General features: G+C 44.6%; 14 protein-coding genes. 3 read left to right on the top strand and 11 right to left on the bottom strand.

The window, feature by feature from the left end:
• Window positions 1-28: 28 nt before the first annotated feature.
• From fruA to fruB, 3 genes are read right to left on the bottom strand one after another with little or no spacing between them, the layout of a single operon-like run.
• A complete protein-coding gene (gene fruA / locus R8O70_RS13225) occupies window positions 29-1,768 on the bottom strand; it encodes a PTS fructose transporter subunit IIBC (protein ID WP_005376409.1) in 1,740 nt (579 codons plus the stop codon).
• Window positions 1,769-1,786: 18 nt separating this feature from the next.
• Window positions 1,787-2,758, bottom strand: coding sequence for a 1-phosphofructokinase (gene pfkB / locus R8O70_RS13220; protein WP_222133252.1), 972 nt, complete (start codon window positions 2,756-2,758; stop codon window positions 1,787-1,789).
• Between the two features lie 9 nt (window positions 2,759-2,767).
• Window positions 2,768-3,901: a fused PTS fructose transporter subunit IIA/HPr protein gene (gene fruB / locus R8O70_RS13215; protein WP_318184203.1), complete on the bottom strand. Its 1,134-nt coding sequence runs from the start codon at window positions 3,899-3,901 to the stop codon at window positions 2,768-2,770.
• 373 nt (window positions 3,902-4,274) lie between these two features.
• Between fruB and cra the strand changes: the two genes are divergently transcribed.
• The gene (gene cra / locus R8O70_RS13210) at window positions 4,275-5,255 is read left to right on the top strand and encodes a catabolite repressor/activator (protein ID WP_005376402.1); all 981 of its coding nucleotides are present in this window, start codon (window positions 4,275-4,277) and stop codon (window positions 5,253-5,255) included.
• 17 nt (window positions 5,256-5,272) lie between these two features.
• On the opposite strand, the gene R8O70_RS13205 is transcribed toward cra, so the two are convergent.
• Entirely contained in the window at window positions 5,273-6,226 is a 954-nt protein-coding gene (locus R8O70_RS13205) for an endonuclease/exonuclease/phosphatase family protein (RefSeq protein ID WP_017634189.1), read from the bottom strand.
• A gap of 226 nt (window positions 6,227-6,452) precedes the next feature.
• Here R8O70_RS13205 and R8O70_RS13200 point away from each other — a divergent pair, with 226 nt between their 5' ends.
• The gene (locus tag R8O70_RS13200) at window positions 6,453-6,986 is read left to right on the top strand and encodes an RNA-binding S4 domain-containing protein (protein WP_005376400.1); all 534 of its coding nucleotides are present in this window, start codon (window positions 6,453-6,455) and stop codon (window positions 6,984-6,986) included.
• A 106-nt stretch (window positions 6,987-7,092) separates the two neighbouring features.
• Here R8O70_RS13200 and R8O70_RS13195 read toward each other — a convergent pair whose 3' ends face one another.
• From R8O70_RS13195 to R8O70_RS13165, 7 genes are all read right to left on the bottom strand, one after another.
• A complete protein-coding gene (locus R8O70_RS13195) occupies window positions 7,093-7,911 on the bottom strand; it encodes an EAL domain-containing protein (RefSeq protein WP_053349127.1) in 819 nt (272 codons plus the stop codon).
• A 92-nt stretch (window positions 7,912-8,003) separates the two neighbouring features.
• Window positions 8,004-8,924 (bottom strand): amino acid ABC transporter permease, encoded by a 921-nt coding sequence (locus R8O70_RS13190; RefSeq protein WP_318184202.1) that lies wholly within the window; start codon window positions 8,922-8,924, stop codon window positions 8,004-8,006.
• A gap of 81 nt (window positions 8,925-9,005) precedes the next feature.
• The gene (locus tag R8O70_RS13185; RefSeq protein WP_086047417.1) at window positions 9,006-9,824 is read right to left on the bottom strand and encodes a transporter substrate-binding domain-containing protein; all 819 of its coding nucleotides are present in this window, start codon (window positions 9,822-9,824) and stop codon (window positions 9,006-9,008) included.
• A gap of 9 nt (window positions 9,825-9,833) precedes the next feature.
• Window positions 9,834-10,631 (bottom strand): amino acid ABC transporter permease, encoded by a 798-nt coding sequence (locus R8O70_RS13180; protein ID WP_213888947.1) that lies wholly within the window; start codon window positions 10,629-10,631, stop codon window positions 9,834-9,836.
• Window positions 10,631-11,365 (bottom strand): amino acid ABC transporter ATP-binding protein, encoded by a 735-nt coding sequence (locus R8O70_RS13175; protein ID WP_053349123.1) that lies wholly within the window; start codon window positions 11,363-11,365, stop codon window positions 10,631-10,633. Before R8O70_RS13175 ends, R8O70_RS13180 begins: the two co-directional genes overlap by 1 nt.
• Window positions 11,366-11,527: 162 nt before the next feature.
• On the bottom strand, window positions 11,528-12,184 hold the full coding sequence (locus tag R8O70_RS13170) for a lysoplasmalogenase (protein ID WP_005376394.1): 657 nt from the start codon (window positions 12,182-12,184) through the stop codon (window positions 11,528-11,530).
• 294 nt (window positions 12,185-12,478) lie between these two features.
• On the bottom strand, window positions 12,479-13,627 hold the full coding sequence (locus R8O70_RS13165; protein ID WP_047103556.1) for an iron-containing alcohol dehydrogenase: 1,149 nt from the start codon (window positions 13,625-13,627) through the stop codon (window positions 12,479-12,481).
• A 206-nt stretch (window positions 13,628-13,833) separates the two neighbouring features.
• On the opposite strand from R8O70_RS13165, the gene R8O70_RS13160 reads away from it, so the two are divergent.
• The gene (locus R8O70_RS13160) at window positions 13,834-14,715 is read left to right on the top strand and encodes an AraC family transcriptional regulator (RefSeq protein WP_005386077.1); all 882 of its coding nucleotides are present in this window, start codon (window positions 13,834-13,836) and stop codon (window positions 14,713-14,715) included.
• Window positions 14,716-14,825: the final 110 nt, after the last annotated feature.

The raw sequence follows: 14,825 nt of genomic DNA, 5'->3' as shown, positions 1-14,825 counted from the left end.
GTGGCATTGTTAACCGGAGTCGCTCTAATTAAGCTGCGACTTCTTGCTTCGCTTCTGCTTTGCTTTTTAAGAATGCGTAAGTAAAGCCAGTTACCGCTGTACCCGCTGCAATAGCCACTAAATACATTAATACTGGTGAAATTGCGTTAGGAATTAGCAGCACGAATAGACCGCCGTGTGGTGCCATTAATTTCGCACCGAATAGCATCGATAGGGCACCAGTAAGCGCGCCACCTGCCATACAAGATGGAATCACGCGCATTGGATCTTTCGCAGCAAATGGAATTGCGCCTTCAGAGATGAAACACAGGCCCAAGACAAATGATGCTTTACCAGCCTCACGTTCATTTTGTTCAAATTTGTTCTTCGCAATGAAGGTCGCTAAACCCATACCTAGCGCAGGAACCATACCTGCGGCCATGATTGCCGCCATTGGTGCGTAAGTTTGTGAAGCCAGAAGGCCAACACCAAATGCGTAAGCGGCTTTGTTTACCGGGCCTCCTAGGTCGAAGCACATCATTGCGCCAAGGATAATACCCAGTAGTACTGCACTGTCAGAACCCATGTTGTTTAGGAAGTCAGTCAGGCCGTTCATGATGCCTGAAACTGGGCCGCCTACGATGTAGATCATGACAAGGCCAGTGAACAATGTTGCTACAAATGGAATGATCAGAATTGGTTTAAGCGCTTCCATCGATTGTGGGAGTTTTACTTTGTCCGCAAGGAGCTTCGCTGCATAACCGGCAATGAAGCCAGCTGCGATACCACCTAGGAAACCAGCACCCGTTGAACTTGCTAGCATACCGCCAACAAGACCAGGAGCCAGACCCGGACGGTCAGCAATTGAGAACGCGATGTAACCAGCAAGTACAGGAATCATCAATGCGAATGCAGAGCCACCACCAATGTTCATCAAGGCTGCTGCTAGTGTGCCTTCTTCTTTAAATGCTTCAATACCGAACACGAAAGATAGAGCGATGATCAAACCACCTGCAACGACGACAGGAAGCATGTGCGAAACACCCGTCATTAGGTGTTTGTAAGCGCCTTTTTTCTCTTCGGTGGAAGATGAAGAGTTAGCTGAACCAGAATGTTGATACACCGTGGCTTGCTCGAATGCTTTGTCCATCTCTTCGGCTGTTTTCTTCAGAGCTGGACCTGTTTTCGTGCGGTACATCTTTTTGCCGTTAAAGCGATCAAGTGGCACTTCAATATCCGCAGCAATGATCACCAGATCGGCGTCTGCAATTTCTTGCTCAGTCAGTTGGTTTTTAGCGCCAACTGAACCACGAGTTTCCACCTTGATTTGATGGCCACGACGCTTGCCTTCTTCTTCTAAAGCTTCTGCCGCCATAAAGGTATGCGCAACGCCAGTAGGGCATGCCGTGATTGCAACAATCTTCTTTGATGCTGATGTTGTATCTGTAGTGATAGGGGCTGCAAGTGTGGTTGCTTTTTCAAGTAAAGTGGCGTTTTCAACCGCTTGCTGGAGAAACGCAGTTGCGTCTTTTGCTACTTCGCTAATTTCCGCTTGGTAAACCTTTTTTCCTACAAAACGAGAAGTGTCGACGCTAGTATTTGCCGCAATGACAATGACTTCTGCTTGTTCAACGTCAGCTTCCGTCAATAGTGTTGGTTCAACCACACTTGATTGACATTCTATTTTGGCATTCCAGTTTAATTTTGCGGCGGCTTGTTCTAGTAATCCTGCCGCAAGGATGCTATTTGCTACACCGCTCGGACAGGCAGTAATAATGGCAATATTCATACGATAACCTTCTGTTCCTTAGTTTTGTTCTAAGTTTGTAATAGGGTAAAGCGCGCTAACTTCAGTTTGTCGCTTGATATTTTCCAGTTCTTCCTGACTGGTTAGCCCTACGCCAACTTGACTAACTGCCAAAGCAGAAAGTGCCGTAGCGAAGCGCAATAAATCGTTTTTAGGCATCAGTTGCATGTGGCCCCAACACAAGCCAGCGACCAGCGTATCGCCTGCGCCAACGGTGCTCACTACATTCATTCGAGGTGGTTTTGCACTAAGCCATTCGCCTTGGTTGAGCCACATAACACCGTCAGGTCCCATAGAAACCACGATGTTTTCTATGCCTTTGTCGCTCAGTGTTTGCGCAGCAGCTTGGCATTGTTCTGGCGTTGAAAGGTGCTCGCCGACAAAGTCACTTAGCTCTTCGTCGTTTGGTTTGATCAACCAAGGATGAGCGTCGATGCCTGCGCGTAGTGCTGCTTTGCTGCTATCGAACAACACTTTCTTGCCTTGCTGATGCAGCTTCTCAATCCATGCTGCGCATTGCTCTGCAGTAACACCGACCGGTAGGCTGCCTGCCAATACAAAGTAATCATGCGTCTCCGCTAGACGAAATAGTGTCTCCTCAAAGCGAGTAATTTCGTCGGCAGCTACTTGAACGCCAGGGAAGTTGATATCACTGACGTTGCCATTGGCCTCAACCAGCTTAACGTTGATACGAGTGGCACCCTTTACTTCCACAAATTCATTCTTAACGTTGATGTCATTGAAAAGCTGATGAAATAGCTCAGGGTTATCTTTACCGAGAAAGCCGGTAACCGTGACGTCTGCGCCTAAATCGCTCAATACTTTTGCTACGTTGACACCTTTACCAGCAGCGTGGAGATTGCTTTGCTGTACTAAGCTCACGGAACCAACGTTTAGTTCATTTACTGAACCTGTTAAATCCAATGCTGGGTTGAGCGTAATAGTGACAACCTTATTTGTTTTGTTTGTCATATCGGATCCTTAACCTTCACCAAGGCCAGAAGCGATTGCATTTCCGATAGACTCCAAGGCTTGCGGCGCATCAGGGCCTTCTGCTGTAAATTGAAGTTGGTGACCGTGCTTAACGCCCAGCGCGATAACTTTCATTAGGCTCTTCGCGTTTACTGCTTTTCCATCTCCGTCTAGGTTGGCAACACGTATAGTGGATTCAAACTTTTTCGCTTCTGCGACTAACATTGCCCCCGGACGAGCATGTAGGCCGTGAGAGTTTTTGATTTTAAATACAGCGGTATTGCCTTCTTCTGAAGATGCGGCTGTGACTTCTTCACCTTTGAACAAAGCAAGAATCTGTTCTACTGATGCATCTAAAAGCTTGCCGTGTTCATTGTTAAACACAATATTAGAAAGCGTTTTTAGGATAGGTTGGTGAGCATTGTTACATGCTGCGAACGCGAAAAGTGCACGCACTTTTTGACCTTCATATTCGCAGTCGTTTGCCGTCGAGACAAATGACACACCTGTGCGAGTGACATGTTTGTCACTGCCAATTAACCACAGGCCATTACCTAAGTGAGTTGGTTGTTTGGTAACGAGATCGGCAACGAATTCGTTATCAGCACATCCCGTATTTTTCAACAGACCACCTGCAACAGCACTAATCTGTAGCATGTCACTCGCAGGGAACATCAGTTGAATTAAAGAAGCGTCAAAGTCTGCTTCAAGCTGAACATCACCGTGCAGTAGGGCGATGATCTCGTCTTCGTTTTTTGCATTACGCAGACGCTCTTCTACGCCATCTGCGCCTAGCACTTTGGTGAGCTGTTTAAGAATACCAAGGTGCTCATCAGATTTAGCTGCGATACCGATAGCGACGAACACAGTATTGCCATCACCCCAGTCGACACCTTGTGGGAAGTGATGCACAGCAACACCCGTTGTTTTCACCATTGTACGAGTGTCGGTTGTACCGTGCGGTATGGCGATACCGTTCCCCAAAAACGTAGAGTTTTGGTTTTCACGGTTTAGCATGCCTTCAACGTAACCGCGTTCAACTAGGCCTTTATCAGTCAGGCTATGAGCAATACTCTTTATTGCTTCAAACTTATCTGTCGCTGATTGCGAGAGGGTAATGTCGTTCTTATTTAGCTTAAGCATGGTGCTTCTCCAGCCTTAAGGTATCAATTTAAAAATGTATTCTGTGTGAGAAGTTGAACGCCGCTTCTTCTGAGCGCTTATCACTCCTCAAACCTTTTATCTTTCAAGCTAAATCGATTCAGCTTGTTGGTAAATTTTTTAAAAGACTCAGAAAAACTGTTTTAAAAACTGACGTTAACAAACGAGCCTTTGCCGCTGTCCTATAGCCTAGCTCACAAATTGGTTTGTTGCGTGTTCGGGTGATTTACGTCAATTTTTAAGTTTTGCTGAATCCTTTCAGCTTTTATACTGAATCGGTTCAGCTTATAATTCAACTTATCGAAAGATCGTTGATGTATTAATATGATCGCGCGCACAGAATAAGGTTTAGAATATGACACTGGATGAAATAGCCAAATTAGCGGGTGTTTCTAAGACAACTGCAAGCTATGTGATTAACGGAAAAGCGCAGAAATACCGCATCAGCGAGAAGACTCAGAAAAAGGTGATGGCCGTTGTAGATGAGTACAATTATAAGCCAGATCATGCGGCGTCTTCCTTGCGGGCAGGTAATTCACGCTCATTTGGGCTTATCATCCCAGACTTAGAGAACACCAGTTATGCGCGTCTTGCAAAGCTGATAGAGCAGAACTCTCGGAAAGCGGGGTACCAAATTTTGATTGGCTGCTCTGATGATGATCCTGATACAGAGCAAAAGGTGGCGGAAGCATTAGTCAGTCGTCGCATTGATGCGTTGTTTGTGGCAAGTGGTATGCCCACTGCAAACGAGTATTACCTTAAGTTGCAAAATTCTGGTACGCCAGTTATCGCGCTAGACCGTCCAATGGATGATGAGCACTTTTGTTGTGTCATCAGCGAAGATTTTGATGCCGCACTTGAACTCACTCAGTCAGTACTGTCAGAGGATATTAAGTCCATTGGCTTAATCGGTGCATTGCAAGATCTTCAAGTCTCAAAAGAGCGTGAGCTCGGTTTTCTATCTGCTTCTCAACAAGGTGGCAAAACGGCAACAGTGGGTTATGGACAACACTTCTCCCGGGAAGAAGGCAAGAAAGTCTTAGAGAGATGGTTAATAGAGAACGCATTGCCGGATGCCATTGTTACAACGTCATACACACTGTTAGAAGGTGTGTTGGATGTAATGCTAGAAAAACCAGAACTGATGGGAAAGGTGCGTTTAGCGACATTTGGTGATAATCGACTGCTGGACTTCTTGCCTGTGAAAATCAACTCTTTGCCTCAACAGTTTGAGTTGATCGCGGACAGCGCAATGGAGTTAGCACTCAACGCTTCCGCCAAGCGTTACAAGCCTGGCGTAGAACTTATCCCGCGTAAAATTGTGAAACGTCACTAAGTAACTAAATAGGTTGCTCAAAGCTTTACTTCAGCCGTCAGCGCCACAAATGCGTGGTCGCTGGCGTTTTTATCTCTGTCATAAATCGGGTTGATCAGATGTTGGTTAGACACCTGATAGTCAACAACCTCGGCAACCGATATATCTGATAAGGTGTCAAACTCTTGTGAGAGCAAGATATAGTCGAGTACGTTCCCAGTGGAAAAATGATAATGCGTGGCGGGGCGTTCATCCTTCTGAGCGTCACTTTGCAATAACCAACCATCTTTGAGTTGTAATTCAGTGACGCTGTCACCAGTATTGGATACCAATGCGCTGTTAACGCTGATAGGAGTGATAGGTTGATTCATATCGCCCATTAACACTGTCGGCATTGGTTTTTTTCGATACCTCTTTTGCATCGCGTCTCTTAACATCGCTGCTTCCCAGCCTCTTTGCTGGGTGGATAACCAGCGCCCAATAATCGTGCTAGACGTTTCTGGTTGTTCTGAGTCGGCCGGGCGTTGAGATTTCAGGTGCGTTACGTAAACGGCGATATGACCAAGTACAGGATGTATTACTTGGGCATAGATAGGTTTGCGACTGAACTCTGGAGCAACACTTACTCCAAAAGGCTCAAGCGTTGCTAAGTCAAACTCTACCGCTTGTACTTTTTCTATTGGAAACCGAGAGGCGATTGCCACAACAGGGCTTGAGTAAATGTACTCATCCTCAACATGTGGGGTGTCAACGGTCGCAAAGTAGGGGTAGCCGATGGTTGAAAAGAATGCCTGGGTCTTCTCGATACTGAACACTTCTTGTAAGCCAATCACGTCGCCTTCCAGTTTTTCAACTTGACGTTGCGTCCACGAAAGTTTGTCTCGCCATTGCTCTAACGAGTATATGTTCTCGAAATCATAGTAGGCGTTAGGCGGTGCGACAAAATTAAACAAGTTCGCAGTGACAAAGGTAATTCTACTTGGTTGAGACAAAGTATTCACTCTTTTCAACAATAACTTAGAGAGTATATACCTTCAGGTTGCGTAATTGCAGCTTCGTTTGAGCTACGCATCGGTATACAAGCTAACGAGCGACAAGTTAAATGGGTTAAGAGGTGCTCAAATGCCAAGGCGAATCGGTGATTGAACATCGGCAGAGGTTTCTATTTTTAAGCATTGCGTTTAAAATTCAGGGCATCAAATAGTAAGAGTAAGTAACATGACCCAAGATTACGACCACGAAGAGTATTTAGAAGGCGAAGAGATTGAGATCGAAGCGATTGGCATCGATGTTGATGCGCATCCAATCGAACTATACAAGCTTTTTAAAATCGCAAACTTGGTCAGCGGTGGCGGCGAAGCAAAACATATCATCGAGGAAGGCTATGTCGCGGTGAATGGTGAACTAGAAACACGTAAGCGCCGCAAGATGTATGATGGTGACTTTTTCGAGTTTAACCAGGAATATTATGTTGTGGTTTGCGATGCGCCAGTAACCGAACCTGAAACGGCAGAGCAAAAAGCAGAAAAGAAAGCGAAAAAAGAAGCACAGTCTTCTCGTAAAGATAAGTCTCGTCAAAGTAAGTCACCCAAAGCCTCTGGGCCTAAATCAACAGGCCGTAAAGCGGCACATAAAGAGCGTAAAGCGCAGAAAGAAGCGTTGTCTCAGTCTGCTAAGAAAGGCAAAAAAGAAGACAAACCGCAAGCCACTCGTGATCCGAAGAGCGGACGTAATTCTATTGATTTTTTCTAGGGAAATGAACGCTTAACTAAATAAGTGACATCTGAGTAAAACTAAAAAGCGCCGAGCATATTATATCGGCGCTTTTTTGGTTTCACTGTGCTGTAAGTGGGTAGTGTTAATGCACTGTCGTCTCGATGTTTAGGCTATCTGTCCAGTGATGAATGGCACAAGGCTTTCCTAAGTAAAAGCCTTGGTAATAATCCAAATTAAGTTGATACATAGCTTGTAGTTGCACGTCTTCTTCAACCCCTTCTATAATGACTTTTGCTCCCATATGATCCGCTAGATCAACGGCGCTATGTATGGAAAAGGTTTCTCCGGCGCAGTAGTCTAGCAAATAGGAACGATCGATTTTGATGATGTCAGGGCAGAGCTGCTGAACACGTGCGATATCAGAATGTTGGGCGCCAAAATCATCGATAGCAAAGATAAAACCATTCGCTTTCATTAACTGTACGGCTTTGATTAATAAATCCGTATCTCCGCATGACTCTTCGACTACTTCAAAAACTACGTCTGATGGGCTCATACCAAGTTCGGAAAGGCGTTTGTAAAGCAGGCCGTTATCTTTAAAGCCCATGTCTTTGGTTAGTGTGAGTAGCGTTTGAGGCATGACGTTAAGAAACAGTTTGATCGGCGTCCCTGCGAAATAGCGTGCAAAATTTCGAATGTGCATTGCTCTAGATAAAAACTCTACACATAAGCGAAAGTAGGGATCAAGACCACTATTGGCCAGAAATACATCAGGACGAATTAGGGAACCATCAATGCCACGAATACGCAGTAAGGCTTCCATACCAATAATACGTTGGCGTCTATCAAAAATTGGCTGATAAACACTGTGAAAAGTGAATTGATTGAGAACTACGTAATATTCACCAAGATTATCTTGTTTTATGTATCGCTCGTAGTCGGATTGATTCTTTAACTCCATGAAAAACGCCGAAAATTTAGCATCTTGCCAATGTAACAGGGTGCAATTCTGATTTGAAGAATCAAAAGTGCCTAATTACATATGCGGTTGAGTTAATTTGAAATGGCTTCCGATTTTGCTTCAATATGGCGAAAAATAAGTGACAGACCAAAACAGATTAAGAAGTAAGCAAGGCCGACAATCAGCCAAATTTCAAATATATACCCTGATGAATTTGCCATCTCTGTCCCAACAAATGTCATTTCTTGTATCGAAATCAGTGAAACAATAGAGGTGTCTTTCACCAAAGCGATGGTTTGACCGGCAAGTGCAGGTGTTATTGATTTAAGCACCTGTGGCGCGATAACAAATCGGTATTTCACCCATCGAGACAAGCCCAATGAGTCAGCCGCTTCCCACTGACCTTGGTCGATACTTTGTAAACCACCGCGCACAACTTCTGCAATGTAGGCAGAAGAGAGTAAGCCGACACATAACACGCCAGAGGCAAGGTTTTCCCAAAGGTTCGAAGGCCCAAACAGAAAGCGCTGTAGCGCATTTGGTTCGCCGTTGTAGTTTCGTAGAAGATCTTCCAAACCGAGTAACGGGATCAATTGGTTAGAAATGAAAAAGTAGAAAATAAAAACAAACACCAACGGAGGGATGTTTCTCACTAACTGGATAAACGCATTGGCAGGTGTGCGCAACCAAACGGAACGAGAGAAGCGTGCTAAGCCTAACAAAGTGCCAAACACTAATGCGAAGCTGATGCCCCAAATACTGAGCCTTAACGTCGAAATCAAACCTTGGAAGAAGTAGGGCAAACCACCATCTGCTCTAGGCGTGAAAAGTAATTCAAGCGCCTCTTTCCACTGCCACAAATAATGCACACCAACAGCGGACCGATGGTACAGCCAAACACCACCGATACCGGACATAACAAGTAGTACCCAGTCTAGTGTGTTTAATTGCGGTAAAAGGTAGCCTGTGCTGGATTTCGCGGGTGCTGTGCGAGTGGTAGTGTGTTCGCCCAAAAATTTGACTCCGATAAGTTATGGAAAAGTAAAATGGATGATTGGAGAGTATAGGCTCGCGGCGTCCACGAGCCATTTAGATTACTGGCCTTGTGCGACTTGATCTTGCCAATCTAATGTCGAGAACCAGTATTCATAACGTTGTTTTAACCATCCATCTTGGGTTCTTGCTTCAATCCATTTATTGAAAAAGGCCTTTTTATCTTCTTCCCCCAAGCGAACTGCAAAGGCTTCGTTACCTTGTGATAGTCGCTCAGAGAATGGAAGGAATAGTTTGTCGCTGTGTTTCACTGTCTCATGTTCTGGTTTTGGGCTAGAAGCAATGACCGCGTGGGCGTTACCATTCAGCACCTCTTGGAACGCTTGCGCGTCGTCATCAAATTGCAGGATCTTCGCTTTCGGGAAGGTTTCTCTGGCTACTTGAACGGTGAATGCGCCGCGACGAGCCGCAATTTTTACGCGTCGTGAGTCAAAATCCGAAAATTCGCTAAAACCAGAGGCGAGTTCTTTGTTTGCTGCTACTTGAACGCCTGAGTGCGAGTAGGGCTCAGTAAACAAGACGCTTTTGGAACGCTCAGGCGTAACCGACATGCCACCGATGATCACGTCGAACTTTTTCGCCAGTAGTGCGGGAATAATGCCATCCCACGCAGTCGGTACGAATTCCACTTTCAAACCTGAATCTTGTGCTAAGCGTTTGGCAACATCGATTTCAAAACCGATTAACTCACCTTGCTTGTTACGCATTGCCCAAGGTACAAATGTTGACATACCAACGCGCAAAGTGCCTCGTTCTTTGATTTGATCTACATTGGGTGTGGCGACATCTTCTTTCGCGATTGTAGGCATAGCGATGGCTAGCCCTAATAATGCAGTAATGGTCGCTTTGAATAACTTCATGTTATCTCCTTATAATTTGCGCCAACTGGCTCCGAGTTTGTGTTCTAGCCTTGCAGACAAGCCAGAAAGTGACAGAGTGAGAGCAAGATAAATTGCTGCCACGGTAAACCAAATTTCGAACGGCATCGCCGTCTCTGAGACGATGTTGCGTGCCTGTGTTGTTAGATCAAAAATCGCCATCACGCTTACAATGGAAGAGTTTTTGATCAAAGAAACCACTTCATTGGTTAATGGCGGTAATGTGCGCTGTAAAACCTGAGGAAAAATTACGTCTTTGTAGGTGTAAAACGGTGATAGCCCGAGAGTTTGTGCTGCTTCGAATTGCCCTTTAGGAATACTGTTTAAACCTGCACGGAATATTTCCGCGGTGTAGGCACCTTGGAAAAGGGACAATGCCAAAACGGCGGTGCTGAATCGGTCCAAACCAATCACCGGGCCAAACACGAAGTAGAGTAAATAGATTTGCACCAACAACGGCGTGTTACGTATTACTTCGACATAAGTGGTACCAATAACATTGCCGACTTTCGAATCGCTAAGCCTTAGTAACGCGGTAACCAACCCTAATACTAAGGTAAAAAATAGACTAATAGCCGAGATGTTAAGCGTTACCAATAGCCCATCAATAAGTTCTGCCGGCCACCATTCGCCATCTTCATAAAAAGCGATGTAATCAGGTACGCGCTCCCATTGCCATTGATAGCCCATAGCGTCGGCACCAGAGTCCAACACCCACACAATCGCGATGAAGAGGAGCGTCATTTGCAGTAAAGCTTGAAGGACAGGTTTGATTACGCGAATTATCATCAGTAACTTAAAATTTGGTTCAAAAATGCTTGGGTTCGTGGATGCTGTGGTGTCTCAAATAAGGCGACTGGAGAGTTCATTTCCACGATTTGGCCTTCATCCATAAATACCACGCGGTTCGCTACTTTTTTGGCAAATCCCATTTCATGCGTGACGCAAATCATCGTCATTCCGCTTTGAGCCAGCTCAACCATGACATCCAACACTTCGTTGATCATTTCCGGATCAAGCGCTGAAGTTGGCTCGTCAAACAGGAGTAAATCCGGTTCCATACACAAGGAGCGGGCAATCGCGACGCGTTGCTGCTGACCGCCAGAAAGCTGGATAGGATACTTACTCGCTTGCTCTTCAATATTGACTCGCTTTAGGTAATGTTTTGCGCGTTTTTCCGCTTCTTGTTTTGATAATTTGAGTGTGCGAATCGGCGCTAAGGTGAGGTTTTCCAGTACAGTCAAGTGAGGAAAAAGGTGAAAGTGTTGGAACACCATGCCGATTTTACCGGGCTTGAGAGATTTTGCGTGAGAAGGCTGGTCGAACACATGAAGCTGGCCATCTTGAATCGATTCAAGATGGTTGATGCAACGAATGAGCGTTGATTTTCCGGAACCTGAAGGGCCACACACCACGACGATCTCGCCAGAATGCACGGAGAAGTTGATGTCTTTTAGAGCGTGGTAATCGCCATACCACTTATTTACGTCGCTAAACTCAACGACGGGAGTATTCTCTTTCAAAGGGGCACGCTATAACGGAAAAATATCCTTTTACAATAGCAAGTTGTGCGCGTAATTTCATTAAGAATAAGCTAATGTTTAGGCGATGATTTTAAGACTCTATTCAGATCGCTTACAAGATACATCCATGTTTCTTTAATGTTGGTGCAGTCTAGAGTATGACTAACTCAGTTCAACGAGATACGGATAACGAACAACAATCGCAACAACAGACATAACCATTAATGTCTGTGCAGAATAGTAGGTCACCATGACAACTTGTCGTGAAAATATTGACCGTCCTCCAAAGCGTTCGAAAGCCAATACGATGCCAGAGATAATAAAGATAAAGCTTCCGAGCACTGCAAAAGAGGAGGATTGTGTTTTCCCACTCAAATAATACTCGATCGAAGCCCAGCACATAGTCATCAGTACCAATATATAACTGGCAACTGGCCGTTTCTCTTTACCGAGATCCGGTCGGAACAACCAGTAGACGCATATACCGAGTCCGAACAAGGCAATTGGGAGCCAAGGTGTAAAATGCCACGCTGACATGATGGCAAAACCATAACTATAGGAGAGATGGGCAGAGCAAAAGAGCACTAATCCTGTAATGAACTTGTCTCTAGGGAGCATTAATAACACGTCACCAAGCAACGAGAGCGATAAGCCAATCAAAATCCAATGCGCATATGGCATTGGGTAAGCCGGGGACTGAATTAAAATACCAAGCATACAGAGCACTGGTAATGGTTTAGAAACGTAAAAGAGCCATTTAGAGCCTTTACGGATACTGATGATATGTATGAATGCTAATACGACAACAACTAGCCACATAAAGTGTTTTCTCGAACAGACAAAATTATGTAGTACATCACTACAACAAATCAAAACTTAATTAACGAGTTAACTCGTTCTTTGATCTCAATTATTTTTATTTGTGTAAAGCTGGACAGTTGTCTCTTTACTAACCAACACGGCCGATTTTTTGTCTGGAGGGAATCGTTGTTTTTAGAAGCCTCCTCGTTTTGAACGTGATGTGGCTTACAAAATAGCATAAAAAAACGGTATTGTGACTGTTAAGTCACAATACCGTTAAACCCTAGGAAGGGCAGTGAAGAATTGTTGCAGTTATGAGACAGCTAACTCTAAGATTTCTCGGCTACGTTCAAGTGTGATCGCCTGGTTTTCACCTAAAACAGTCATGCCGTGTTTGTTTAGTTGATCAATGATGGCATCGATAGCTTGTTCACGGCTCTCACCATAGTTTTCGAGCTTAGTTGCGACATCAAGTTGATGATAAAACGCTTCGATAGATTCGATTGTGCGCTCTGCTAAATCCTCACCTGCTTCAAGACCAAATACGTTGCGACCCATTTGTTCTAACTTAGGGCGCTTAAACTGCATTTGGTTACGAAGTAACGACGGTTGGACAATTGCAAGAGAACGCGCATGATCAACGCCCCATAGAGCCGTTAATTCATGGCCGATCATATGTGTTGCCCAGTCTTGTGGAACGCCACTACCAATTAACCCATTCAATGCTTGGTTAGCAGACCACATTAAGTTTGCGCGCCACATATCGTCGTCTCGTTCCGCAAACTGTTCTCCGAGTGTTTTTAAAGTTTTCAGCAGTGTTTCTGCGTAACCATCTTGAACCATTGCACCGGTAGGAAGCGTCAAGTATTGCTCACATACGTGCACCCATGCGTCAACAATGCCGTTGATAAGCTGGCGTTCTGGCAGTGTTTTCATTACATCTGGGTCTAACACGGCAAATTTTGGCTGCACTGCTGGAGACATGAACGGAAGTTTGTCTTGAGTTTCTTTTTTAGTGATAACTGCGCCCATGTTTGACTCTGAGCCTGTTGCTGGCAATGTCAAAATTGCAGCTAGAGGCGTCGCTTCAGTGACTTGGTGCTTACCAATCATGATATCCCAACCATCACCATCATACTTTGATGCCGCTGCTACGTATTTGGAGCCATCGATGACTGAACCACCACCTACCGCTAAAATAAAGTCAACGCCATGCTCTTTTACCATTGCGACTGCTTTATCGAGTGTTTCTTTGGTTGGGTTTGGTTCAACACCTGAAAACTCTAGCCATTCATGTGCCTCAAGAGCTTCTGCTACTTGGTCGTACACGCCATTTTTTTTGATGGAGCCACCACCGTATACCACTAAAACTTTTTGGTCGGATGGGATAGCTTCTTTGATTGCAGCGATTTGTTTTTGACCAAAGAAAATCTTGGTTGGGTTTACATAAGAAAAGTTCATTATTAGCCCTCTTGCTTCCTGTGAAGGAGATTGAATACATGCATATTAGTCCTGATTAACGATCGTTAACAGGTCGATTTCTGCAAATAATTTGCCTATTTCTACAAAATTAATGCTCTTGAGCTAGAAAGTTAAAGTCGAGAGGAAGTATAGTGCTCGAAACGATAATAGAGACCAAACTCGTTGGTCATTGATGGAGCACTCTAATGCACACTCTCGCAGATATCATGCAGCAATATGTTGAAAAGCAGGGGCTGCATGACCTAGAAGGTATGAAGAAAACAGCGATAGATGGCGTATGGTTTTATCGTAGTAGCAAAGGGAATCATCGCCAGCCGTTTGTCTATCAGTCCGGCATCATCGTATTGGGTCAAGGGCATAAGAACATTCATATTGGTGATACACCAGTGCAATATGGGCCCGAAGATTACCTTGTTGTCGGGGTTCCCATGCCATTAGAGTGCGAAGCGTTTGCGACAAACAATGAGCCTTTACTTGGCATTTCGATAGATATTTCGCCAACGCTTCTTCATAAACTCGTTAAAAAATTAGAGGCTGAGAAATTCAGTAATAAGTGTCTGGATGCAACCCGTTGCGGCCTTAAGTCGGTACGTATGAATGAAGGTATGTTGGATGCGTGCAAGCGGTTAATGAAAGCAATGTGTAACGAGCTTGATGTCATCATGCTTGGCGAGCTGCTTCTTGAGGAAATTGTGTATCGTACTTTGGTGAGCAAAGAGGGGTATGTTTTATTTGACCTAGCACATCAAGAAGGTTCTTACGCGAGGGTCGCTAAAGCACTAAATCGCGTGCATCAAGCGTATCATGAACAGTTGAACGTACAAGCATTGGCTGAAGAAGCCAACATGAGTGTGTCTGCTTTCCATCAAGCATTTCGCAATGTCACGCTTGAATCTCCGTTGCAATATATTAAGAAAGTTCGACTTAACAAAGCGCGCGAATTGATCCAGTTAGAGGGGAGACGTGTTAATGATGCAGCGAGAATGGTCGGTTACACGAGCCCATCACAGTTTAGTCGCGAGTACAAGCGGCATTTTAATGAAACGCCAAGGTCAACAAAGGCTTAGTGATCTTTATTTCAAAATGGCGACTTTTTTTACCTTTTTTATTAATTTGCGAGTGACATATTTATTTGAGTTATAAAATTAGTTACTGGTGCCAAATAATAGGTACGTTG

Source organism: Vibrio sp. 779(2023) (assembly GCF_033344285.1).
Classification (GTDB): domain Bacteria; phylum Pseudomonadota; class Gammaproteobacteria; order Enterobacterales; family Vibrionaceae; genus Vibrio; species Vibrio alginolyticus.
This window is presented reverse-complemented; position numbering and strand designations above follow the sequence as displayed.

What these genes read in the sequence shown, in the direction of transcription:
- cra (WP_005376402.1), top strand. Translation starts at nt 4,275, where the DNA reads ATGACACTGGATGAAATAGCCAAATTAGCGGGTGTTTCTAAGACAACT.
- R8O70_RS13200 (WP_005376400.1), top strand. Translation starts at nt 6,453, where the DNA reads ATGACCCAAGATTACGACCACGAAGAGTATTTAGAAGGCGAAGAGATT.
- pfkB (WP_222133252.1), bottom strand. Translation starts at nt 2,758, where the DNA reads ATGACAAACAAAACAAATAAGGTTGTCACTATTACGCTCAACCCAGCA.
- fruA (WP_005376409.1), bottom strand. Translation starts at nt 1,768, where the DNA reads ATGAATATTGCCATTATTACTGCCTGTCCGAGCGGTGTAGCAAATAGC.
- fruB (WP_318184203.1), bottom strand. Translation starts at nt 3,901, where the DNA reads ATGCTTAAGCTAAATAAGAACGACATTACCCTCTCGCAATCAGCGACA.
- R8O70_RS13170 (WP_005376394.1), bottom strand. Translation starts at nt 12,184, where the DNA reads ATGTGGCTAGTTGTTGTCGTATTAGCATTCATACATATCATCAGTATC.
- R8O70_RS13165 (WP_047103556.1), bottom strand. Translation starts at nt 13,627, where the DNA reads ATGAACTTTTCTTATGTAAACCCAACCAAGATTTTCTTTGGTCAAAAA.
- R8O70_RS13185 (WP_086047417.1), bottom strand. Translation starts at nt 9,824, where the DNA reads ATGAAGTTATTCAAAGCGACCATTACTGCATTATTAGGGCTAGCCATC.
- R8O70_RS13180 (WP_213888947.1), bottom strand. Translation starts at nt 10,631, where the DNA reads ATGATAATTCGCGTAATCAAACCTGTCCTTCAAGCTTTACTGCAAATG.
- R8O70_RS13195 (WP_053349127.1), bottom strand. Translation starts at nt 7,911, where the DNA reads ATGGAGTTAAAGAATCAATCCGACTACGAGCGATACATAAAACAAGAT.
- R8O70_RS13160 (WP_005386077.1), top strand. Translation starts at nt 13,834, where the DNA reads ATGCACACTCTCGCAGATATCATGCAGCAATATGTTGAAAAGCAGGGG.